This is a genomic window from Chryseobacterium vietnamense (genome assembly GCF_031454475.1).
In the GTDB taxonomy this organism is placed as follows: domain Bacteria; phylum Bacteroidota; class Bacteroidia; order Flavobacteriales; family Weeksellaceae; genus Chryseobacterium; species Chryseobacterium vietnamense.
In genome coordinates, this window is sequence record NZ_JAVDQX010000001.1 from 463115 (window position 1) to 487640 (window position 24526).

The window sequence follows — 24526 nt, forward strand, 5'->3', positions numbered from 1 at the left end:
TTGGAAGGGTGTCAGAAATCAAGAATTTTTGACGTGATATCAAAGAAATCTAAGTAAAATAAAAGTAAGTTCGGAGGTGAAAGACCCGAACACAGTTTGAAATAGCTGTAAAAAGTAAAAAATTGAAAGTAAAATGAGTAAAAAGAGAGTTTTAATCAGTGTTTCTGACAAAAGTGGATTAGTAGAATTCGCGCAGTTTTTGGAAGCTCAGAATTATGAGTTGATCTCCACAGGAGGAACGTTCAAACATTTGAAAGACGCTGGTTTAAATCCTATTCAGATTGATGAGGTAACCAATTTCCCTGAAATGTTGGATGGAAGAGTGAAAACTCTACACCCGAAAGTTCACGGTGGGCTGCTGGCTGTTCGTACCAACGAAGAGCACATGAAAACCGTTCAGGAACACGGAATTGGTCTGATTGACATGGTGATCGTAAACCTTTATCCTTTCTTTGAAAATGTAAACAAAGACATTTCTTTGCATGAGAAAGTAGAGTTTATCGATATCGGAGGCCCTTCAATGCTTCGTTCTGCAGCTAAAAACTTTGATTCTGTTACAGTAATCACTGATGTTGAAGATTATGCAGCCGTGAAAATTGAAATGGAACAGAACGGTGATACTTATATCGAAACCCGTAAAAAACTGGCAGGAAAAGTATTCAACCTTACTTCTGCATATGATGCAGCGATTTCAAGAATGCTTTTAGATGAAGAATATCCTACATACTTAAATGCTTCTTACAAAAAAGTTGCTGACCTAAGATATGGAGAAAACCCTCATCAGACAGCAGCTTACTACGTTTCTACTTTCGAGAATGGAGCTATGAAAGACTTCGAACAGCTTGGAGGTAAGGAACTTTCTTTCAACAATCTTCGTGATATGGACCTTTGCTGGAAAGTAGTTACTGAGTTCAAAGAAGAAATGGCTTGTTGTGCCGTAAAACACTCTACCCCTTGTGGAGTTGCGATCGGAACTTCAGCATTGGAGACTTATCAGAAAACATTTGAATGTGACCCGGTTTCTATCTTTGGCGGAATTGTTGCAATGAACTATAAAATTGATGCAGCAACAGCGGAAGAATTAAACAAAACTTTCCTTGAAATTGTAATGGCTCCTGAATTTGATGAGGAAGCCCTTGAAGTTTTAAGAAAAAAGAAAAACCTGAGAATCATCAAAATCGTAAACCCTGTTTCAGACAAACAGACCTGGGTGAAAGTAGACGGAGGAATCCTTGTTCAGGATAATGACCTTCACTTCTCAGATGATATCAAAGTGGTAACTGAAGTACAGCCTACTGAAGAACAGAAAAAAGCATTACTTTTCTCTCAGAGAGTGGTAAAATATGTGAAGTCTAACGCGATTGTAGTTTCCAACGGAGTTCAGGCATTCGGTATCGGTGGCGGACAGGTAAACAGAATCTGGGCTACTCAGCAGGCTATCGAGAGAGCTAAAGAAAAATTCTCAGGAGATTTGGTATTGGCTTCAGATGCGTTTTTCCCTTTCCGTGATGTGGTAGATTTCTGCGCTCAGGAAGGTATCAAGGCGATTATTCAGCCTGGTGGAAGTGTAAAAGATCAGGATAGTATTGAGGCTGCAAACGAGCACAAGATCCCGATGATGTTTACAGGGGTGAGACACTTTTTCCACTAATTAAAATAGAATTAAAAAATAATTGGGGATTGTATTTTTAGCATTCAAAATTATATATTTGTAAAATAAGACTAGATAATAAATAAAGTATGAGAATATTAATCATAGGTGAAGGCGGTAGAGAATCTGCTTTAGCGGCAAAGCTTCAGAATGACTCAAGAATTTCTAAAATGTTTTTTGCCAACGGGAATGCTACTACCGATGTAATAGGGAAAAATGTTCATTTATCAGAAATCAAAGAACTTAGAGATTTCGCTATTAAAGAAAAAGTTGATCTTACGATCGTAGGTCCTGAAGCCCCTCTTGTAGCAGGTATCAAGGACGAATTTAAAAAGCATGATCTTAAAGTTTTCGGGCCTAATCAAAAAGTAGCAAGCCTGGAAGGAAGTAAAGCTTTCTCTAAGAAATTTATGCAGACCTATGATATCAAAACAGCTAAGGCTGTCGTATTTGATTCATACAACGATGCTAAAGAATATGTGCAGACACAGCAATATCCTTTGGTAATCAAGGCTAGCGGTTTAGCAGGTGGAAAAGGTGTTGTTATTTGTGACAACCTTGAAGAAGCTGAAGCTACCATCCATGACTTCATGATCAGAAGAATCTATGGTGATGCTGGTATCCGTTTAGTTATTGAAGAATATTTACAAGGTTTTGAAGCTTCTATCATTGCTTTCTCTAACGGAGAAAAATTATTCCCATGTGTAGCAGCAAAAGACTATAAAAAAGCTGGAAACGGAGATACAGGACCTAATACAGGAGGTATGGGTTCAGTAGCACCAAGCCCGGAATTTACTCAGGAACACTATGCAGATTTTGAGAAAAATATCTTAGAACCTACTGTTAAAGGTCTTAAAGCTGAAGGTTTCGGATTTAAAGGAATCATCTTCTTCGGATTGATGGTAACGAAAAACGGAGCTTACCTTCTGGAATACAACATGAGATTCGGTGATCCTGAAACTCAGGTATTGATGGCGTTAATGGAAAACAATCTTTTAGATGTGATCCAGGACTGTATGGAAGGAAAAGACATTGAGCTTAAGTTTAAAGACGAAAAAGCAGTTTGCCTTGTTATGTGTTCAGGAGGTTATCCGAGAAATATCGAAATAGGTTTCGAAATTACAGGAGAAGACAAACTGAAACATAGTAAACTGTTATATGCAGGAGCTGTCACCAAAGGTGATAAAGTGGTTTCCAATGGCGGTAGAGTACTGAACATTGTGGCTACAGGCGCTACCTACGAAGATGCCCGCAAAAAAGTTTACGAAGATGCAGCTCACGTACATTTCGATTACGGCTTCTACAGAGAAGACATCGGAAAGTTTTAATAAAAATCACGAAAAAAGATTTGGAGTCATTCCAAGTCTTTTTTTGTAAAACAGTTAATAATTAGAAGGTAGAAGCTAGAGGTTAGAAATTAGTCGGCGGAATGTGTATTGGGAGATAATCTCCAAGCCAAAAGCCATTAGCAAGAAGCCATTAGCACTATCATTATCAATCATCATTTATCAATTATCAAAATGAACAACGGTATTATTATTTTAGATTTCGGATCCCAGTACAACCAGCTTATCGGAAGAAGAATCCGTGAGATGGGCGTGTACTCTGAAATCTTACCTTACAATACACCATTACAAGATATTTTAGCAAAACAGCCAAAAGGAATCATCCTTTCCGGTGGACCAAGTTCTGTAAATGCGGAAAATGCCCACCTGGTTGAAAAAGAATTATACGAACAGGGAGTTCCTGTACTGGGGATCTGCTATGGAATGCAGATGACAGCTCACCTTTTAGGAGGTAAAGTAAACAAAGGAGAAAAAGGAGAATATGGTAAGGCCAACTTAGAGATCGTTAAAGAAAGCTCTTTATTAAAAGGAGTGACTCAGAACTCTGTAGTTTGGATGAGCCACTTTGACGAAGTAGGAGAATTGCCTGCAGGTTTTGAATTAAATGCAAAATCAGGCGTTATTGCTTCTATCTCCAACGAAGACAAAAAGATCTTCTGTGTTCAGTTCCACCCGGAAGTTTCTCATACAGAAGAAGGAGGGAAAATGCTTGAAAATTTCGTTTTCGGAATCTGCAACTCAGAGAAAAACTGGAAACTGACCAACTATATCGAGAAAACAGTTGAGGAAATCCGTGAGAAAGTAGGAGACAATAAAGTGATCCTTGGGCTTTCAGGAGGAGTAGACTCTTCTGTAGCTGCTGTTTTGATCCACAAAGCAATCGGTGATCAGTTGACTTGTATCTTCGTAGATACGGGATTATTGAGAAAGGATGAAGGCAAAAAAGTAATGGATCAGTATGGAGAGCATTTCCATATGAACATTAAAATGGTGGATGCTCAGGAAAGATTCCTTTCAAAACTAGCTGGAGTAGACGATCCTGAAGCGAAGAGAAAAATCATCGGAAACGAATTTATTCACGTATTTGACGAAGAATCTCACAAAATTGAAGGGGCTAAATTTCTTGCTCAAGGGACTATTTATCCTGACGTTATCGAGAGCCAGTCTGTCAACGGACCATCTGCAGTAATCAAGTCTCACCACAACGTTGGAGGACTTCCTGAAGATATGGAATTCGAGTTGCTAGAGCCACTAAGAGAGCTTTTCAAAGACGAAGTAAGAAGAGTAGGAGAAGAATTGGGAATTCCTCACCACCTGGTATACAGACACCCTTTCCCAGGTCCTGGATTAGGAATCAGAGTATTGGGAGCTGTGGATGCTGAGAAAGTAAGAATTCTTCAGGAAGCTGACGATATTTTCATTGAAGAATTATACAAAAATGATCTTTACGAAAAAGTATCTCAGGCTTTCGTAGTACTTCTTCCGGTAAAATCTGTAGGAGTAATGGGAGATGAAAGAACTTACGAATACACAGCTGTAGTTCGTTCTGCCAACACCATCGACTTTATGACAGCAACATGGAGCAGACTTCCTTACGAGTTCTTGGATACTGTTTCAAGCAGAATCATCAACGAAGTAAGAGGAATCAACAGAGTAGCTTACGATATTTCAAGCAAACCACCTGCAACCATTGAGTGGGAATAATCTTTGAGTTGAACTTAAAATATAAATCCTGCCCGTTTTGGGTGGGATTTTTTTGTTAAAACTGTTTTAATGAAAAGACGATCAGGATAATATTGATAACAATTAACAAGCAATATAACAGTTTAAAGAGGATATGCTTATGGAAAATTAGATAATTTAATAATCCCGCTCCTATTAAATAGAAATAAACTAATCTTTTGGTTTCCTGAGGACTTATTTCAGATATTGAAAATATGTTTATATTGTGTGAAGCATTGATCATTGAGTCTGAATAAAAAATTCTTAGAATAAAAATAATGGTGATACTTATGAGTAAAGTTACTGCGTATGGTTTCATCAGCTTTTAAAATTTAATAATAATCATTACTGTTCGATAAAAAGTATAAATACATTGAAATATCAATATTTACAGCATAAATTAACAGGTCGCTCCTCCGGAGCTATAATTTTAAAACAAATATGTCCTATTAACAGTTAGCTCCCATTGGAGCTGGATTTGATCCCGTCGGGATCTGCTGTTAGTAGAAAAAAGAAGTTCCTATAAAAATAAAGCTCCGGAGGATCGGTCTGCTAATTATCTTTCATTTAATCGGACGAAAATGATTTTTAATTGACATTGTAAAAATAAAAATCTTCAGCAGAAAAAGCATTCAAATTTTCCATAAAGTCAAAATAAACGTTGTAAATATCAGGATTTACATATAGATATGGATTAGAGAGAGTATCAACAATAATGTATTCTATATCATGAAATGTATGAAGGATATTTTTTACTTGTAAAGCATATTGACTTTCGATAAAAATCAGGGGATAATTTAAACAGATATATGCGATGATTTTATTTTCAAGGCGCAGGATAGTTATTTTTTCTGTATCCATTTCTATATCAATGTTATAATGGGGTATAAGTGCCTCCATAACAGAGCTGAAATCAGAATGTTTCCAGTAATTATTTGAGTAAACTGCTGCCTGTAAAGTTTCGGTGATATCCACTGTTAAATTTTGTATAAATAGTTTGGGAAGTACTTTGTATAAGGATTTAAGTAAAATATTTTCCCTAAATTTAAGTAAAATTACATCAGATGCAAATAGAAACAAGAAACCTGACTCTTCAGGATTATGATGAACTGGCGGAAACGATGAAAAGGGCCTACCCGCAAATGTCGGAGTCCATTTGGTCCAAAAAAAGTATTGATAAGCTTACAAAAATGTTCCCTAATGGACAGATTTGTATTACAGTAGACGGTAAATTGGCTGCTGTAGCGCTTTCCATCATCGTCAATTATGATGAGTTTGGAGATGATCATACCTACAGCGATATTACAGGAAATTATACATTCAATACACATACTTCCACAGGAAATGTCCTGTATGGAATTGAAGTTTTTGTAGATCCTGAATTTCGTGAACTCCGTTTGGGAAGAAGATTGTATGATGCCCGAAAAGAACTTTGTGAACACTTAAATCTGAAATCCATTGTTCTGGGCGGTAGAATCCCGAATTATCACAAATACAGCCACGAATTTTCTCCAAGAGAATATATCAGAAAAGTAAGGGATAAAGAGATTTATGATCCGGTACTGTCTTTCCAGCTTTCCAATAATTTTCTTCCGATAAGAATCCTGAAAAAATATCTTCCGGAAGATGAAGCATCCAGAGAAAATGCAGTTCTTTTACAATGGAACAACATCTATTATAGCAGAAAACCGAATACCATGCAGGACAGCATTATCCGTCTCGGATTGGTGCAATGGCAGATGAGGCATTTTAAAGATATCGAAGCCTTTTATGAGCAGGTGGAGTTTTTTGTGAATGTGATGGGAGATTACAAATCAGACTTTGTTCTTTTCCCGGAGCTTTTTAACACTCCTTTGCTTGCTCCTTTCAACAATCTTTCTGAAAGAGATAGTATGATAGAATTGGCTAAACTTACGGAACAGATTAAAAATAAAATTTCTGAATTGGCGATCAGTTATAATGTGAATATCATTTCCGGGAGTATGCCCGTTTTCGATAATGACAATAATGATTTGTATAATGTAAGTTATCTTCTTCACCGTGACGGCCGTATGGATGAATACAGAAAAATTCACATTACTCCGAACGAAAAGAGGTATTATGGAATGAAAGGCGGAAATGAAATCAAAGTTTTTGATACCGACTGCGGAAAAATAGGTCTTGTCATCTGCTATGACGTAGAATTTCCTGAATTACCAAGAATTTTGGCTGATCAGGGAATGAAAATCCTGTTTGTTCCTTATCTTACAGACACTCAGAATGCCTACATGAGAGTACGCCACTGTGCCGCTGCAAGAGCCATTGAAAATGAATGCTACGTTGCTATTGCCGGCTGTGTAGGAAACCTTCCGAAGGTCAACAATATGGATATCCAGTTCGGACAGGCTGCTGTATTTACCCCTTCCGATTTTGCCTTCCCATCCAATGCTGTGAAAGGAGAGGCTACTCCCAATACAGAAATGACCCTGATTGTAGATGTAGATCTGAACCTGTTGAAAGACCTCCATCATAACGGTTCGGTACAGGTAATGAAAGACAGAAGAAAAGATCTTTACGAAACGTACCTTAAATAAAATAAAAGCGGGGCGGCTCCATTGGAGCCGCCCCGCTTTTATAAGTATTCAAACGAACTGAACTATCCTTTTTTAGCCGATTCTCTGATGATATCCTGGTTGTTTTTATACACCTCATACTGTTCGGGACTTAAGATCTTTTTAAAATCTTTATCCAGTGTTTTAAAATCACTGATAATAACCTTTTTTGCCTTATTGCTGTCAGCATCCTCAGGACCTGCATTTTTCTTGTTAAGACGCTTTCCAAAATCTTTCTGAACCTTCTGTACTCCTTTGAAGTTGATCTCGTATACCTGCTCAACCTGTCTTTCAGTCAGATCCAGGATAGGAACCATAATCAATGTTCTTAAAAGAGCAATCTTTTCTGCTCTGTCTTGCTTTACCACTGCCATCTGCTCAGGGGTAAGAATCTGCGCCATCGCCTGGTGACGTTGGGCAATGATGCTTACAAATTCGTCAGCGATCATTTTATTATTCTGGGAACTGCTGTTGTCACCAGCTTTGTTATCAAGAGAAATAAGTGCATCTGCTGTCATTTTATTGATCTCTGTAACCTTATTTGCCTGTGATTCTGTAAGCCCTAAATAGCTCATTTCTTTTGTGGCTACCTCTGCAATAGATCTAGCTGATGCTACCTGTGCTTTTACGTGTGTTGTAAACAGAACTGCTGACAAAATAAGACCAGCTGAAATAATTTTTTTTAACATAGTGTTGTAATTAAATATTTGTATTTTTTCTTTTCAGATGGAAATAATGTGCCAGAAATTGAGGTACATAGGCATTTTTCAGGGTAAAAAAAATACCCGAAGAATATTTCTTCGGGTACTGTATAATTCTGTATAAAATCTGATCTTACATATACTGAGGGCATACTACAGCAGGGCAGATCAGTCCAGGACATTTCGGTCTTCCATCTGTAGGGCAGCATTGGTTTGAGCAGTTTCCGATAATGATTCCGCTTCCTGCAATTCCTTTTAATTGTTCTCTTGAAAGTTTGTTGTTGCGTAAATTTTTCATGTTTTAATACTTTTGAATTGTTTTAATTTGTATGTTGTAAATATATTAATTTTTATAATATATGATGTGTTTTTATTGATATTGATGTATTTTATCCTTTAAAATGCTGATTATGTGTTGTTATTTTTAATTTTATTCATTAGCGATGTTGTCATCATTCTTTTCATAAAGGAACAATTTTTGGAGTAAATTGCACCTACTATTGATACACTATGTTTGATAAACCTCAAAGAAAACTGAAAAGATCCGCAAGACTGATTTCCGTACTAAGTAAATATGGATTCAAAGATCTTTTGGCCAGAATGAATGGAAATAAGCAGGAAGAAGCTTCTGGTCATTCCGATGAAATTATTTCAAAAGGAACCGTTTATGAAAGAATAAGACTTGCTCTCGAAGAGCTTGGACCAACCTTTGTAAAATTGGGTCAGACATTCAGTAACAGGGAAGACTTATTGCCACCGGAATTGATCCAGGAGCTGCAGAAACTTCAGGACAAAGTGGATACGGTAGATATGGACGTAGAAGAAGCGCTGGAAAGTGAATTTAATATTTCCGTTAAAGATTATTTCCGTGAAATTCAGAGAAAACCTCTGGCCACGGCTTCCATTGCACAGGTTTACAAAGCTGTTCTGCTGGATGGCAGTCCGGTGATTTTAAAATTGAGAAAGCCCAATGTACAGTCAGTTATTGAAGATGATTTACTGTTGATTAAAGATATTGAAAAGCTCATATCTGCCTATTCCGAAATAGGAGAAAAACTGAATCTGAAACAGGCGATTTCTACCTTCGAAAGATCTTTACTGGAAGAAGTTTCTCTCATCAATGAAAGGAATAATATCCAGCAGTTCCGTCTGAATTTTAAAAATAATAAGGAAACATATGTTCCTAAAGTGTACGAAGAGTTTTCCAACAACAATATTCTTTGTATGGAATTTATTGATGGGATCAAAGTAACCGATAAATCTGTTCTGTTGGCCAATGATATCGATCCTGTAAAAGTTTCAGAAGCTGGATTGAGACTCTTTGTATCACAGATTTTAGACTATGGTTTTTTCCATGCCGATCCTCATGCCGGAAATATTTTAGTGAGAAAAGACGGCAAAATTGTTTTCATTGATTTTGGTGCAGTAGGGAAAATTCAGCCTAATGATAAAGAAATTCTTGAAAATCTTATTGTAAGCTTCGTCGCCAAAAACTCCCATAAAATAGTCCGTTCACTTAAAAAAATGGCGACAAGCTATGAAATACCTGATGAAAGGCGTTTTGAAAACGATGTGGAGGAAATTCTGAATTTTGTTCACAGTTCATCATTACAGGATATTAATGTGCAGGTGATCATCAACAAGATGAAAGATATTTTAAAGGACAACAGGCTTTATATGCCGGATTATTTCTATCTTTTATTTAAAGGAATCAGCCTGATAGAAGGAGTGGGAAGGAGTATTAATCCTGATCTTGATATTGTTAAAAGTCTTCATCCTTACACCAAAAAGATTTTCACCAAGAAAATCAGTCCTAAGAATCTTTTAAAAACAGGAATGGACCGGATGATGAATTTCACAGATAATGTAGATGAAATCCCTAAAGAACTCCGTTCTGTTCTTCAAAAACTGGATGATAATAAATTCACCGTTTCCAGCGAAATCAAAAATATAGAGAAGACCAATCAGCTCATCAAATCAAGTGTTGTGAATCTGATTCTTGCCATGATTTTAGGAGCAAATATTATTGCTACAGCCATTGTTTTTTCTTCCGAATCAGGGCCAAGAATTGGAGAATTATCTTTGGTAGCAGTTTTAGGCTTTATCTTTTCAATCATTTTAGTTCTCATACTTTTACTGAGAGTAACGAGAAAGTAGTACAAAATTAAAGTTGAAGATTTTATTATTTTCTATTCTGCATGATAACATACAATCCGAACCACTAACCACGAATCTCGAATCTCGAACCACGTAACCCGAATCCCACCTCCCACATTTAAAACAAAACTATGAAAACACTTATTATAACAGCCATTACCTTATTCAGCTCAAATTGTATTGCCCAGCAAGGAACCGAAGAGAAACTTCAGGGAGATTTTGACGGAAACGGAACAAAAGAATATGCTTCCACAAAAGTCAGCGACTGTGGTGAGGAATGTGAAGGGAAGTGTGAAACAACGATTTATTTCAGTGATAAAAATATAAAACCTATAACGATCACGCCTGCCAATCAGGGAAGTCTGTATAATTTAGGAGATCTTAATGATGACGGGAAAGATGAGATCGGATTTTACCCGAACTGGTGTACCAGCTGCTGGCATCCGTTTTATGTGTATACTTTGAGTAAAACGGGCTGGAAACCTTTATTTCCTTCTATCTCAACGCACTGTAATCAATGGGAAGAAGATAAGTTTCCCATCAAAAAAGATCCGAAAAAGAAAGGATATGTTATCGTTACCTCCAGCAAATGGGAAGATGATGATATTAAAATTAAAGTCAATAGTGTAAAGGTGAGTGAGTGATTAATTTGTTGCTGGTTGTTCTTTGTTGCTAGAAATATCAGTGTATTTTGTAGTGATTCCCTATAATCAGATAGCTACTCTCTGCAGCCTGCTGCCTAATATCTGCCACCTCTAATTTTCAACTTGTAATTAAATACCTATCTTTGCAAAATGGAAAAACTCACTTTTGCGGATTTTGACCTTCCGGTTAAAATTCTTGATGTTTTAGCGGATTTGGAATTATTTGAACCTACTCCAATTCAGGAGAAGAGCTTAAAGCCTATTCTTTCGGGAAGAGATGTAATGGGAATTGCACAGACCGGAACCGGAAAAACATTGGCTTATCTTTTACCCGTTCTGAAAACCTGGAAATATAGTAAAACAGGAAATCCAACTGTTTTAGTACTTGTTCCTACAAGAGAATTGGTGGTGCAGGTAACGGAAATCCTTGAAAAACTGACAGAAAATATTACTGCAAGAGTAATCGGAATATACGGTGGAAAAAATATCAATACTCAAAAATTGTTATTCAACGATGGATGTGATATTCTGGTAGGAACACCGGGAAGAGTGATGGACCTTTCCATAGATAATGCGATCTCCCTGAAAGAAGTTCAGAAGCTGATCATTGATGAGTTCGATGAGATGCTTAACCTTGGTTTCAGACCACAGCTTACTCACATTTTTGAAATGATGAAAGAGAAGAGACAGAACATTCTTTTCTCTGCCACCATGACAGAAGCTGTAGATGAAATGCTGGATGTCTATTTTGCCAATCCAATCGAAATTTCACTGGCAAAATCAGGAACACCACTTGAAAAAATTGAACAAACTGGTTACAAAGTTGAAAACTTTAATACTAAAATCAATTTGCTTGAACATTTACTGAAAAGCAATGCTGATATGTCCAAAGTATTGATTTTTAATAATAATAAAAGACATGCCGACCTGCTCTTTACTAAAATCGATGAGCTTTTCCCTGAACAGTTTGATGTGATTCACTCGAATAAATCGCAGAACTACAGACTAAAAGCAATGAAGAGGTTTGAGAATGAAGAGATCAGAGGTCTGATTACCACAGACGTAATGGCAAGAGGTCTTGATATTTCAAATATTACACATGTAATCAATTTTGAAACGCCTGATATTCCGGAGCAGTATATCCACAGAATCGGTAGAACAGGTAGAGCTGATAAAGAAGGAAAAGCTTTGGTTTTTGTAACGAAAAAAGAAGAACCTTTGCTTCTTGATATTGAGCTGTTGATGGATAAGGAATTGAAATTTAATGAATTCCCTGAGGAAGTTAAGATCAATCCTAAAAAGATCGCCGCTGAAGAAGAGCAGGTAGTTATGAAAAACCCTGCACAGGTAAAACTGAATGATGGAGGAGGCGCATTCCATGAGAAAAAAGCTAAAAATACCAAAGAAAACTGGGGTGGGCCTTCCAAGAGAAAAGCACCTAAGAAGTTTGGAGCCAACAGAGCTCAGCAGAAAGCAAAATCTAAATCGAAGAGAAAGAAATAAAATAAAAAAACGATTCCCATTTCAGGAATCGTTTTTTTTTGACTTTAATTATCTTCATCATCTTCATCCAAAAAGTCCAGTTCATCATCTCTTTGAACGTAATCAGGTGATATACCAGGAGGATTAAAGAGTCCCCATTCATCAACAATATAATGCTTTGGATTAAACCCGGCGACCCAATCAATAAATAAAAGACGAAAGTCTTCTATAAGGTTTCTGATAATTTTATAATATTTTGCATCAGAAAATCCTAATAATTCCAAGTGATTACCACTTACCATAATTTCCCGGGCTGCTTTTCGGATTATAGCTGCATTTTCCATTTTAATATCATACAGCTTCACAGCTTCAGCACCCGAAATTTTAGCCTGAATTATCATGATATCTCCTAATAAATTAGATTTCAGATGTTGGAGATAATCATTATCTTCAGGAAAGAGGTCTGTAATGATCTGCAATGTTTTGTAGATCTCTTCAGCCTTTTTATAAATAGGTAAATCCCGGTGTTCTTTCATCTTTATTTCAGATAAGGAGTGATTATCCTTGCCCAGATTTTATATCCTTCCGGTTTAAAATGAAGCATATCTTCCACAAAAATATCCTTTCTTACATTTCCATTAGCATCTTCCATGGCCTTAGTTACATCAATAAATTCTGCATTAGGTTCTTTTTTCATGAATGCCGCAATCTTTTTGTTGGCGATTTTCATCTGCGGCCAGATTACTTCGCGGCTCGGCGAGTATTTGATAGAGATATAATCTACTTCAATATCAGGAAATCTTTCACGGATTTTTTTGTAAAAAGTTTTGAATCGGTCTACAACTACTTTTGCTTTTAGCTGGTGATTGTCGGCAAAATCATTTTCACCACAATAAATAATGATCTGTTTGGGTTGATAAGGAGCTAAAAGGTCATTGGCGAAATCATTAAGATCGGTAAGTCTCGAACCTCCGAACCCTCTGTTGATAATTGTTTTACCAGGGAAGTAATCTGCTACATCAGTCCATTTGGTGAATGAGGAACTTCCGATAAATAAAATAGCATCCTTTTGAGGTGGACTTTTCTGATCCAGCTTCTTGAACTCCTGGATGTCCTGCCAGAACATCGGTTTTTTTTCCTGAGAAAAGGAAATAGCAAAATACAGCAATAGAAATGCTGATAGAATCTTCTTCATTATATTCAGTTTTAAATTAGATATAAAAGTAATAAAAAACTCCCGATTAGCGGGAGTTTATGATTTATCTTTTGTAGGTAACGTAAGGGATATCAGGAATTTTATCTCCATTCATATCAAAGATCCCTGATTGCTGGGCAAGCTTAAGATCTTTGCCTGTCAACATATCTACTCTGTAGTTTACAGATCCTTCGTCGCCAAGTTTAATTCCAATAATTTTTGAATCGGCATCGTAGGTATATCTACCTTCAGTTTTCGGAGCTGGAGTACAGTTGGCCCCTTCACCTGTATATGCCGTATAGCTCACATAATAATCTGTTCTTAAGAAAAGAGTATTTTTGGTTGCACATCCGGTTAAAGTTTCAGTATAAAGCACTGTTTTATTATCCTTTCCGGAAATTACTTCCCTTTTAACTTCCTTCCAATCTCCTTTCATGATATCCATATCATAAGCTTCAAGATTGTCATCTTTACAAGAAGTAAGCGCCAAAGCAGAAAAGGCAAATAAAAGTAGCTGTTTTTTCATTTTCACAAATTTAAGAATATGCTAAAATATAAATAAATTTGAAATATCTATAATGAAATAATGATTTTTTAAACGAATGTTTGTAAATTAAATAATTTCATAGAGGTTGCAATACGAGATGCGAGTTTCGGGTTATATATTTTCAACGTGAAAATGAATATAAACCCTTTTATCCTAATCCCGAAACAGTGTAACGCAAAACTTTATATCCCGTACCCCGAAACCCGCCTCAGAATCCCTTAATAACTCATTTCTACAATCTTATAAGCATCCTGTGGAGTCAGTTTTTTATACTCTCCAAGACCTAACCAGTTTCTGTCTGTAAAGGCTTTTTCAACTTTTTCAGCAGTTCCTTTAAAGTCTTCCGTATACTCGGAAAGTCTGGTTTTGATATGAAGACTGTGGAAGAATTCCTCCAGCTTTTTAATGGCCAGTTCAGCTTTTTCTTCTACACTTCCGTCTTTGATTCCCCAAACTCTCTCAGCGTACTGAGCCAGTTTTCCTTTTTTATCTTCAAAGTTGTAGCGGTAATGTGATGGAGCAATAATTGCCAGTGTTCTTGCATGGTCAATACCGAAATAAGCTGTCAGCTCGTGTCCCATTGCATGTACTGCCCAGTCTGTAATCACCCCTTTCTGGATCAGCCCGTTTAAAGCCATTGTACAGCACCACATAAAGTTTCCTGCAGCATCGTAGTTGAAATCATCAGCCAATACTTTAGGAGCGGTTTCCTGCAGGCTGATCAGGATACTTTCTGCAATTCTTTCCTGAAGATCAGCAGAAGAAGGAGCCGTCATATATTGTTCTAAAACGTGAGTATAGGCATCTGTAATTCCGTTTACGATTTGATTTTTTGGAATTGATCTGATTACTTCCGGATCCAGTACAGAGAACTGTGGGAAAAGTCCAGGCCCTCCTGAAGATAATTTCTCATTGGTTTCTCTTCTGGAAATAACGTAACCTGAATTCATTTCAGAACCTGTTGCAGGCAAAGTTAAAATGCTTCCAAAAGGCATACCCTGTCCTTCAAATGTTCTTACAGACTTTCTCAGGATCTCCCATGGTTCACCCTCATAATTCGCGGCTGCAGATAGAAATTTCGTTCCGTCAATTACAGATCCGCCTCCTACAGCAAGAAGGTAAGTAATATTCTTTTCTTTGATAAAGCTTAGGGCATTTATCAAAACTTCATATTCAGGGTTGGCAGGAACTCCGCCGAATTCATATAATTCATGCTCTTTTAAAGCCTCTTTTACCTGATCGTAAACACCATTGTTTTTGATGCTTCCGCCACCGTAAATCATTAAAATTCTTGCGTCTTTGGGAATTTCTTTGGAGATTTTAGCGATTTCGCCTTTTCCAAAAAGTATTTTTGTAGGGTTTTTAAACTCGAAATTAAGCATTGTTCTAAATTTATTTTAAGCCAAATTTACGGAATGAAAAAGGAAAAGAGAGTTAATGAAATTTTAAAATTGCTATTATTCCATATTATAAAAGCTATCGCCATGAGCTGTTCTTTTTAAAGCATCTTATCCTTTAGAAGAAAGATAAGCTTTTGCTCTTTTTATAAAACCTTCCTTATCTTTTTTAATATCGTCCAACAGTTTTTTACGGTCATCAGGAATTGTGAGATACTGATTACCCCAAAGATTGATTTCAACAATGACGGGAATCAGGTCAATCCCTTTTCGGGTCAGGAAATAAAGAATTTTCAGCTTGCTGTCCGGATGGTCTTTTTTATCAATGATTCCATGGTCCAGAAGGTTTTGAAGCCTCGCAGCCAGGATATTGGTTGCAATTTTTTCATCTGCCTTGAGGAATTCACCATAAGTACATTCTTTTTTCAGCATAAGATCTCTTATGATAAGCAGAGACCATTTGTCTCCCCACATTTCAAGTGAACAGCTGATGGGGCAGCCTGATCTTTTTTTACTCATGTTAATTTAATAATATCACTTGCAAATTGAAAGTGTTTGTTTTAAATTTGCTTTTATTTTGCAAGTAAATTTAAACATAAAAAATTAATATATCAAATGGATCATTATGACATTGCCGTAATTGGCTCAGGACCTGGCGGATATGTAGCAGCTATACGAAGCGCTCAGCTAGGTTATAAAACAGTAATTATAGAAAAGTACGATACATTAGGAGGAACATGTACCAATGTGGGCTGTATTCCAACTAAAGCTTTATTAGACAGTACCCATCATTACGCAGAAGCACGGCATCAATTCAGTGAACATGGGATCAGGCTGGGTACTATAGACCTGGATTTTTCCCAGATGTACGGAAGAAAAGCAGAAGTGGTTTCAAAAAATACCGGGGGATTGGATTTTTTAATGAATAAAAATAAAATTACAAGGTTAAAAGGAACAGCAAGCTTTGTCAATAATTCTACAGTAAAAATCGTGAATGAATCTGAGATTAAAGAGATCACAGCTCAATATTATATTATTGCTACAGGTTCAAAACCGTCAAGTATTCCCGGAGTTGAAATTGATAAAAAAAGAATTATTACTTCCACAGAAGCATTGTCTTTAGAGGAAAAACCGGAATCTATGGTCATCATCGGCGGTGGGGTAATAGGGGTGGAAATGGCCTCCATTTTCAACCGTATAGGAACTAAAGTGACTATCCTTGAATATGCTGATCATCTGATTGCCACAATGGATCATGAGCTGGGAAAAAGCCTTCAGAAAATCCTGAAAAAAGAAGGTATTGATATCCGTCTTAATCATGCTGTTTATAGAACTGAGAATGCAGACTCTAAGGGCAAAGTTTTTTTTAAGGATAAAAATGGAACAGAAGGAGGGCTGGAAGCAGATTATGTATTGGTAGCGGTGGGAAGAAGTCCTTATGTAAAAGGCCTCGGACTTGAAAATACAGATATACAGCTGGATGAAAGAGGCTTTATTAAAGTAAATGAAAACAACCAGACTTCAGCATCCAATATCTATGCAATCGGAGATGTTATCGGTGGCGCAATGTTGGCTCACAAAGCGGAAGAGGAAGGTGTTTTTGTAGTCGAAACAATCAATGGACAAAAGCATCATATTCATTATAACCGTATTCCTTCCGTGGTGTATACCTGGCCGGAAGTAGCTTCAGTAGGGTATACGGAAGAATATCTGAAACAAAAGAACATCGCATACAATGTAGGGAAATTCCCGTTTTCTGCCAGTGCAAGGGCCCGCGCTTCAATGGATATGGATGGTTTTGCCAAAGTTTTGGTAGATCCGAAATATGGAGAAGTGCTGGGAGTTCATATCATTGGTGCCAGAGCCGCAGATTTGATTGCTCAGGGTGTCATTGCTCAGGAATATGAAGTGACCGCAGAAGATATGTTCCGTATTTCCTATGCGCATCCAACCTATTCTGAAACGCTTAAAGAAGCTTATCTGATAGCATCCGGGCAGGGAGCTATTAATATATAAGAAATTAAACCATTAAGATTAATGAAGACAGTAAGAATAATTAAGACCATCTGTGATGGAAAAATGAAGTACATCGCTAAAAAATAGCTTCAGCTATTTCCCTTAACTACTCTTATCATCTTAAAAAATCTTAATGGTTTAAAATATGAGATTATCAATTTTATCGCAGATAAAGTTTTCGAGTTTTAAAAACAGCAAATTTTTAAATTCATTTTTGCCCTGGTGTTTTCAAAAATTAAAAGAACAGTTCTCATCTTTACCAAACACGCCATTACTTTTTGCCTCCAGCTTTCCGGTTTTTCTGTTGATTTTAACCCAAAAAGATTCTTTCACAGCCGGACAACCCTTAGACTGCATCAGATACATGGAAATATGGCGGTCTTCAATTTTATATGCTCCTGTAAAACGGTTACTCGTATCCACCGAATAACCATACGTTTTGGCCAATAAAATAGCCTCCGGAAGATTGTCAACCGTTCCGATAAAATCTCTCAGTTGCTGTTCATTGGAAAAATAAACAGATCTTTCATTTTTACACGCCAGAATGTACGAAAAACAGTTATTCCCTATACATTTCTGGAAAAAACCTCTTTCGGGAGCAGGTTCATTAATGGTCATAAAATCAGGAGCCTGGCTTTCATAAATGACAGCTTTTTCATAATCCATATCATTACTGAGAACACGCCAGTAAGCATATTCTTTATCAGGAACAATGAAAGGGTAGAGATAATCTGCGGTATCAAGAATATCAGGAATTTTTTTATAATCATCGGGAACCTTGATCTGGCTGTAAAGCAGATTAGAGAGAATCAGGGAAAATGCGATGATTACTTTCATAAAGAATGGGTTTCCGGTGCAAATTTAAGAAAGAGAATTATTCCAATACAATTTTATAATATCCTTTTTCAGCAGGTACATCAATATCTATACCTGTAAACGTTAACTTATTGATTTGATAGCCATCACAACCTCCATTAAATTCTGATGATTGAATGGAAAAGTCCAGGTCTTTAATATTAGAAAAGAATTTATACTTTTTTGTCCCATTATAAGCTCCTACATTTTCTAAAAGAACTCTATTATCCGATGTTTTGGACAATTGTACACTGACATTATTTTCATCCTGAACGGAATAAGTAGTTAATGTCCCGTTGGTAATAAGATTTTCATTGTTGGAATTGACGAACTCAAAAATGACGGGTAATGGTGCATTATAACAATCTTTTTCACAAGAGATGATCAGAAGTGTTATGAGTAAAAAAGTACATATTTTTTTCATGGATTATGGATAGCGTTAACAGTAAAGTTAATCAAATTATATTAATCCTGAATGAGTAAAACGCATTTCTATAATTTTAAAACCTGTAAAAATATCCCATAGTTAATCGTTTGTTTACTATGGAAAAAGTATTTATAATATTTTTTAAAAAAAATATTTTTTGTCCTTTATTTTTGCCATTTGTCAATCCAACTAATTTGAAAATCGCTTACATTTGTTAATATGATACACGACCAACGCGCAGAAAAATTCAGGCAGATTGTGGAAAATAAGTTCCAGATCTATAATTCATTATTTATGAGCCTGCCTTATGATAAAATGACGAATATCGGAATGCTGCTTCCATTTCTTTATGAGGAAAGCAGAACCGGCTATGAAGCAGGAAAAACCCCTGAAAATATCGTCGAAGAATTTTTTAAAAACCATACCGATCTTCAGACTGAGGAGCAGAAACTGGAACTGCTTTTCAAGATCATTCAATATATAGAAAGACAGGTTGTTTTGTTTGATAGTATTGAGGATGCTGCATTTCCCAATCTTCATTCTGAAAGTGATAACGGAACAGTGACCAATCTTTTCGAACGTTCTTTTCAGGATCATAAAATTGAAAAAGTACGCGAAAAATTAAAAGATTTTAGTGTTAAGGTTGTATTTACAGCACACCCTACTCAGTTTTATCCAAGTTCGGTACAGAGAATTATTCAGGATTTGAGAGGAGCTATTACCAGTGATTCGGTAACTCAGATTGATATGCTTCTGCAGCAGTTGGGGAAAACTCCTTTCGTCAACAAGGAGAAACCTACTCCAATAGATGAAGCGCTGAGTATTATTTCCTATCTGAGATATGTATATTATGACACCATTGGTGAACTTTTTACCAAGATCAAAAAGACTTTCGGGAATGGCCATTTCCACCTTCATGAAGATATTATCCAGCTGGGTTTCTGGCCGGGTGGAGACAGAGACGGAAATCCTTTTGTAACCGCAGAGGTAACGAAAAGAGTAGCGGAAGAACTTCGTTCTGCAATTCTGAAATCATACTACAGCCATCTGAAATTTATCAGAAGACGATTGAGTTTCAGAGGCGTTTCAGAAGTGTTGACCCAATTAAGTGAAGAACTGTATGCTGCCATTTTTGATGGGAAAAGTATTAAAGCAGAAGATATTTTAAAGAAAGCAAATGAAGCAGAAAAAATACTGATCAACGAACATAATTCTTTGTTTTTGGATCTTTTGATTAATTTCAGAGACCGTGTGATGATCTTCGGCACTCACTTTGCGACACTGGATATCCGTCAGGACAGCAGAATTCACCAGAAAGTTATTGATGAGGTGTATGCAAAACTATACGGAAATGAAGAGGCTGATTACGAACAGAAGTTCAACAAACTTATTCAGATTTCAGAAACGGTTCATGTGGAGGATTTCGAAGATATTGTAAAAGATACTTTGTTAACGGTTTCACAGGTTACGGATATCCAGAACCTGAACGGACTAAGAGGAATGAACCGTTATATTATTTCCAATTCTGATGCTGTAAAAGACGTTATGAACGTATATGCGTTCTTTAAAATCTGTGGTTATAAAGATGAAGACATCAATATGGATATTGTTCCACTTTTTGAAACCATGGAAGGGCTTGCCAATGCAGAGCATGTAATGAATGAGCTGTATCATAATCCTGTTTATAAAAAGCACCTGGAAAAAAGAGGAAATCAGCAGACGATTATGCTTGGCTTCTCGGATGGAACTAAAGACGGAGGATATTTAAAAGCCAACTGGGAAATTTATAAAGCCAAAGAAGTACTGACAAAACTTTCGGAAGAGAATAATATTAAAGTTGTATTCTTTGATGGCAGAGGAGGACCACCAGCCAGAGGTGGCGGAAAAACCCACGATTTCTATGCTTCTCAGGGAAAAACAATTGCCAATAATAAGATTGAATTAACCATTCAGGGACAAACGATTACCAGTATTTTTGGGAATAAAGAGCAGGCAAAATATAACTTTGAACAGCTTCTGACAGCAGGTGTTGAAAATGATGTATTCAAAAATTCAAAAAAAGAACTTACAGAAAAGGAAAGAGCGCTGATTATTGAGCTTGCAGATATCAGCTATAAGAAATATTCAGATCTGAAAGCGCATCCGATGTTTGTTCCCTACCTTCAGGAAATGAGTACGCTTGAATATTACGGAAAAACGAATATCGGAAGCCGTCCTTCAAAAAGAGGAAACGGAAGTGAGCTAAGATTTGAAGATCTGAGAGCAATCCCGTTTGTAGGATCATGGTCGCAATTGAAACAGAATGTACCAGGATTCTTCGGTTTTGGATATGCCATGCAAAAGATGAAAGAGCAGGGCAGGTTTGAAGAAGTAAGAGAATTGTATAAAGGTTCGGATTTCTTTAAAACTTTAGTGTTGAACTCCATGATGAGTATGAACAAATCCTATTTCCCATTGACTTACTATATCAAAAACAATCCGAAATTCGGTGCATTCTGGAATGTTCTTTTCGATGAATATGAGCTTTCAAGAGATATTATGCTGGAACTGACAGGATTTAAAATGCTTCAGGAAGAAGATCCGCTTTCCAGAAAATCGGTGAAGATCCGTGAAAAGATTGTACTTCCGCTGTTGAGTATTCAGCAATATGCTTTAATGAAGATTCAAAAAGGAGAAGGCAACAAAGAAGCTTATGAAAAGCTGGTAACACGTTCACTGTTCGGGAATATTAATGCGAGCAGAAACTCTGCATAAGCAATTTTTAAAATAAGAATGATCATAACGAAATGATAACCAATATCAATAGAAACGGGCTTTAGCCCGTTTTTTATTATAAACCATTCAATGAGCTTTAGCTCAAACTTATTTTTATGTTGTAATACGACCAAAAATAGTAATAGATCTCCCACAGATCACCTAATATTTATGTTTTAAATAAATCTGCTCAATCCGAATAATCTGCGGGAAACAAAAAATTATTCCTTTAAGAATTTTTCATAGAAAACCTTATCCTTCGTCTGAATTTTAAGATAATAGGTCCCTTTTGCAAAATCCTCTACTTTTATGGATTTCTGATTGGTGCTTTTTCTAATGAGTCTTCCCAGATTATCATATATTTCTAACGACTGAACTTCTAACTCTGATGCTATATTCAGGATGGTTTTTACAGGATTCGGGAATATAGAGAACTTTTCTTTTTTTACAGTCTCAGAGGTATTCAGAACAAGATTATATAAGCTTCCGAAATTAAGAATCCCAAATCCCATCTGATCCGAATGGGCAGGATAAAGTGAAGCAGTCTGTCTCAGCTTTGTTCTCATCTGTTCCCTGTTCATCGTTGGAAAAGCCTGAATAAGACACGCTACACCTCCGGCAGCAATAGGAGTCGCAATGGAAGTTCCATTCACAATTAAAGTAGCATTATCATAAACGGTTGTAGTTCCGGTTCCCTGAGTACTTCCGTCAGGTTTTACCACGCTGAGAGCATTGGGTCCATAAGAAGAAGAAGGGGAGGCATTTCCGGCAGCATCCACATTTCCAATAGAGAACACTTTTGCATTGTCAGATGGTGTCAAAAGATAGTGCCACGGCTGTTGTCCGGAATTACCTGCAGCGGCAAGAACAAAAATACCTTTTTCAGCGGCAATGCCAGCTCCGCGGGCAATGAATGAAGTATTACCATCCATATCGGCATACGTATAATTGTAACGGCTTTCGTCAAAAATATTGTATCCCAATGATGAGGTAATGATTTCTACTCCTTTTCTGTCCGCTTCCTCCGCAGCTTCAATCCAGTATAGTTCTTCTTCGGGGATTTCTACAGCTGCATTTTCACTTCGGTAAAGATAAAAATCAGCATCAGGTGCCGCACCTACAAAAACATCTTGCAGATATCCACCCATAACACCTAACACGACAGAACCATGAGTACTGAGGGCCGTATTATAAATATCTCCGGTTTTGGTAACAAAATCATAAGAGGCTTTGATATGATTATTAGTCCACAATCTTGAAAAGGCAGTTCCTGTATTTACCGTTGGAAATCCTGCATCAATCACTGCTATGGAAACTCCCGTTCCTGTATAGCCTGCCAGATGAAGCGGCCGGATGTTAACCTGATCAATTTGTCCTGCCCCAGAACCATAATTGAAGTTGGTAAGTGTTTTATTGATGCTGGCATCATCTTTCCATTTTGCAGGTGCTGTTTTCACCGTAGTACCAGAGCTGTTTCTTGCAAAACTTTCAACGGATGAAACATAAGTTTGAGCCTGCAGTAAAGTTTTTTGCGCAGGAGTGGCATTGACTGCCGCACCATTAAGCCATTTTGAATAATCCGTAACAACAAATCCCAAATTTTGAAGATTCTGAAGGTAAGACTGCTCAATAGGAGCATCCTGATCATTAAGCGGGATTCCGAGTGCAGTACGCCTGTTGAGTGATTTCTGACTGAGTTCGGACAGCGGATTTGCATAAAAAGCAGCTTTATTAGGCTTATCCGTGAAGTAAACAAAAACAAGCTCCGTTTGTGCGGAAACGGTCAGGTAACCTGTTAGGAAACAAAAGAGTAAAAGTTTTTTCATGAAATTTATTTGTATAAAGATAAAAACAAAATCAATAAAATTTTTGATAGGATTTTAAATTCCTTATTTTTACAGAAATATTTATTATATGAAAAAAATTCAGATGGTTGACTTGCAAAGTCAGTATTACAAAATAAAGAGTGATGTAGACAATGCAGTTTTGAATGTAATGGATTCTGCGGCATTTATTAACGGTCCTGAAGTAAAGTCTTTCCAGAATGAATTGGAGTCTTATTTAGAAGTAAAACATGTGATTCCGTGTGCCAATGGTACAGATGCATTACAAATTGCCCTGATGGCTTTGGACCTGAAAGAAGGAGACGAAATTATCACGGCTGATTTTACTTTTGCTGCAACAGTAGAAGTTATTCACCTGCTTAAATTAAAGTCTGTATTGGTAGATGTAGATTATGATACATTCACAATCTCTACAGAACAGATTAAAAAAGCAATTACACCCAAAACAAAAGCGATTATTCCGGTACATATTTTCGGACAATGTGCCAATATGGAAGAAATTTTAAAAATTGCTGAAGAGCATAATCTATACGTTATTGAAGACAATGCTCAGGCAATCGGTTCAGAATATACCTTCTCAGACGGAACTGTAAAACAGGCAGGAACAATGTCTACTGTGGGAACCACTTCTTTCTTCCCGTCAAAAAACCTGGGATGCTACGGAGACGGAGGGGCTATTTTCACCAACAATGATGAATTGGCTCACCGTTTAAGAGGAATTGTAAACCATGGAATGTATGAGAGATATTACCACGATGAGGTAGGAGTAAACTCACGTTTGGATAGTATTCAGGCAGCGGTTTTAAGAAAGAAACTTCCTCACCTTGATTCTTATAACGAAGCAAGAAGAAAAGCAGCAGACTTTTATGATGATGCTTTCGAAGGAAACCCGAATATTCTGACTCCGAAAAGAGCTGAGAATTCTACTCACGTATTCCACCAGTATACCTTAAGAATTCTGAACGGAAAACGTAATGAACTTCAGAAGTTTTTAGCGGAGAAAGAAATCCCTGCGATGATCTATTACCCGGTAGCACTAAGAAAGCAAAAAGCATACTTTCAGGAAAGTAATGCAGCAGACTTCGTGAATACTGATAAGCTTCTGGATCAGGTAATTTCTTTACCAATGCATACAGAATTAGACGAAGAGCAGCTGAAGTATATTACAGATGCAGTGCTTGAGTTTATGGGATAATT

General features: G+C 36.8%; 21 protein-coding genes. 10 read left to right on the forward strand and 11 right to left on the reverse strand.

Features of this window, described 5'->3' with window-relative positions; genetic code table 11:
* Nucleotides 1-133 precede the first annotated feature (133 nt).
* The 3 genes from purH to guaA all read left to right on the forward strand — a co-directional run bounded on the left by purH (nt 134) and on the right by guaA (nt 4701).
* Complete coding sequence (gene purH / locus J2786_RS02040; protein WP_047432019.1) at nt 134-1651, forward strand: bifunctional phosphoribosylaminoimidazolecarboxamide formyltransferase/IMP cyclohydrolase; 1518 nt, start codon at nt 134-136, stop codon at nt 1649-1651.
* Between the two features lie 89 nt (nt 1652-1740).
* Complete coding sequence (gene purD, locus J2786_RS02045) at nt 1741-2979, forward strand: phosphoribosylamine--glycine ligase (protein WP_047432016.1); 1239 nt, start codon at nt 1741-1743, stop codon at nt 2977-2979.
* Between the two features lie 192 nt (nt 2980-3171).
* On the forward strand, nt 3172-4701 hold the full coding sequence (guaA, locus tag J2786_RS02050) for a glutamine-hydrolyzing GMP synthase (protein WP_047432013.1): 1530 nt from the start codon (nt 3172-3174) through the stop codon (nt 4699-4701).
* A 606-nt stretch (nt 4702-5307) separates the two neighbouring features.
* Here the strand turns inward: guaA and J2786_RS02055 are convergent.
* Nucleotides 5308-5694 carry a hypothetical protein gene (locus J2786_RS02055; RefSeq protein ID WP_047432009.1) on the reverse strand — a complete coding sequence of 129 codons (387 nt, stop codon included), beginning with the start codon at nt 5692-5694 and terminating at the stop codon, nt 5308-5310.
* Nucleotides 5695-5783: 89 nt separating this feature from the next.
* On the opposite strand from J2786_RS02055, the gene J2786_RS02060 reads away from it, so the two are divergent.
* Nucleotides 5784-7292, forward strand: coding sequence for a bifunctional GNAT family N-acetyltransferase/carbon-nitrogen hydrolase family protein (locus tag J2786_RS02060; protein WP_047432006.1), 1509 nt, complete (start codon nt 5784-5786; stop codon nt 7290-7292).
* Nucleotides 7293-7354: 62 nt separating this feature from the next.
* On the opposite strand, the gene J2786_RS02065 is transcribed toward J2786_RS02060, so the two are convergent.
* A complete protein-coding gene (locus tag J2786_RS02065; RefSeq protein ID WP_047432003.1) occupies nt 7355-7999 on the reverse strand; it encodes a DUF4890 domain-containing protein in 645 nt (214 codons plus the stop codon).
* Between the two features lie 145 nt (nt 8000-8144).
* The gene (locus J2786_RS02070; RefSeq protein ID WP_167497813.1) at nt 8145-8309 is read right to left on the reverse strand and encodes a hypothetical protein; all 165 of its coding nucleotides are present in this window, start codon (nt 8307-8309) and stop codon (nt 8145-8147) included.
* Nucleotides 8310-8521: 212 nt separating this feature from the next.
* On the opposite strand from J2786_RS02070, the gene J2786_RS02075 reads away from it, so the two are divergent.
* The 3 genes from J2786_RS02075 to J2786_RS02085 all read left to right on the forward strand — a co-directional run bounded on the left by J2786_RS02075 (nt 8522) and on the right by J2786_RS02085 (nt 12315).
* Nucleotides 8522-10168: an ABC1 kinase family protein gene (locus J2786_RS02075; RefSeq protein ID WP_047432000.1), complete on the forward strand. Its 1647-nt coding sequence runs from the start codon at nt 8522-8524 to the stop codon at nt 10166-10168.
* Nucleotides 10169-10299: 131 nt separating this feature from the next.
* Complete coding sequence (locus J2786_RS02080; protein ID WP_052186993.1) at nt 10300-10812, forward strand: hypothetical protein; 513 nt, start codon at nt 10300-10302, stop codon at nt 10810-10812.
* Between the two features lie 150 nt (nt 10813-10962).
* Nucleotides 10963-12315, forward strand: coding sequence for a DEAD/DEAH box helicase (locus tag J2786_RS02085; protein ID WP_047431998.1), 1353 nt, complete (start codon nt 10963-10965; stop codon nt 12313-12315).
* 44 nt (nt 12316-12359) lie between these two features.
* Here the strand turns inward: J2786_RS02085 and J2786_RS02090 are convergent, their stop codons facing one another.
* From J2786_RS02090 to J2786_RS02110, 5 genes are all read right to left on the reverse strand, one after another.
* On the reverse strand, nt 12360-12830 hold the full coding sequence (locus tag J2786_RS02090; protein WP_047431995.1) for a hypothetical protein: 471 nt from the start codon (nt 12828-12830) through the stop codon (nt 12360-12362).
* Nucleotides 12831-12832: 2 nt separating this feature from the next.
* Complete coding sequence (locus J2786_RS02095; RefSeq protein ID WP_047431992.1) at nt 12833-13489, reverse strand: GDSL-type esterase/lipase family protein; 657 nt, start codon at nt 13487-13489, stop codon at nt 12833-12835.
* Between the two features lie 64 nt (nt 13490-13553).
* Nucleotides 13554-14015, reverse strand: coding sequence for a lipocalin-like domain-containing protein (locus J2786_RS02100; protein WP_047431989.1), 462 nt, complete (start codon nt 14013-14015; stop codon nt 13554-13556).
* 239 nt (nt 14016-14254) lie between these two features.
* Complete coding sequence (locus J2786_RS02105; RefSeq protein WP_047431986.1) at nt 14255-15418, reverse strand: iron-containing alcohol dehydrogenase; 1164 nt, start codon at nt 15416-15418, stop codon at nt 14255-14257.
* Between the two features lie 126 nt (nt 15419-15544).
* Nucleotides 15545-15952, reverse strand: coding sequence for a winged helix-turn-helix transcriptional regulator (locus J2786_RS02110; RefSeq protein ID WP_047431984.1), 408 nt, complete (start codon nt 15950-15952; stop codon nt 15545-15547).
* A 96-nt stretch (nt 15953-16048) separates the two neighbouring features.
* Between J2786_RS02110 and lpdA the strand changes: the two genes are divergently transcribed.
* Nucleotides 16049-17449, forward strand: a complete 1401-nt coding sequence (gene lpdA / locus J2786_RS02115) for a dihydrolipoyl dehydrogenase (protein WP_047431982.1) — start codon at nt 16049-16051, stop codon at nt 17447-17449.
* A gap of 228 nt (nt 17450-17677) precedes the next feature.
* Here the strand turns inward: lpdA and J2786_RS02120 are convergent, their stop codons facing one another.
* Together J2786_RS02120 and J2786_RS02125 are read right to left on the reverse strand one after the other, a co-directional pair.
* Entirely contained in the window at nt 17678-18286 is a 609-nt protein-coding gene (locus J2786_RS02120) for a hypothetical protein (RefSeq protein WP_047431980.1), read from the reverse strand.
* Between the two features lie 37 nt (nt 18287-18323).
* On the reverse strand, nt 18324-18728 hold the full coding sequence (locus J2786_RS02125; protein ID WP_310023758.1) for a hypothetical protein: 405 nt from the start codon (nt 18726-18728) through the stop codon (nt 18324-18326).
* 222 nt (nt 18729-18950) lie between these two features.
* Between J2786_RS02125 and J2786_RS02130 the strand changes: the two genes are divergently transcribed.
* Complete coding sequence (locus tag J2786_RS02130) at nt 18951-21485, forward strand: phosphoenolpyruvate carboxylase (protein ID WP_047431975.1); 2535 nt, start codon at nt 18951-18953, stop codon at nt 21483-21485.
* A gap of 221 nt (nt 21486-21706) precedes the next feature.
* Here the strand turns inward: J2786_RS02130 and J2786_RS02135 are convergent, their stop codons facing one another.
* Nucleotides 21707-23311 carry a S8/S53 family peptidase gene (locus tag J2786_RS02135; RefSeq protein WP_047431973.1) on the reverse strand — a complete coding sequence of 535 codons (1605 nt, stop codon included), beginning with the start codon at nt 23309-23311 and terminating at the stop codon, nt 21707-21709.
* Between the two features lie 88 nt (nt 23312-23399).
* Between J2786_RS02135 and J2786_RS02140 the strand changes: the two genes are divergently transcribed.
* Nucleotides 23400-24524, forward strand: a complete 1125-nt coding sequence (locus J2786_RS02140) for a DegT/DnrJ/EryC1/StrS family aminotransferase (protein WP_047431970.1) — start codon at nt 23400-23402, stop codon at nt 24522-24524.
* Nucleotides 24525-24526: the final 2 nt, after the last annotated feature.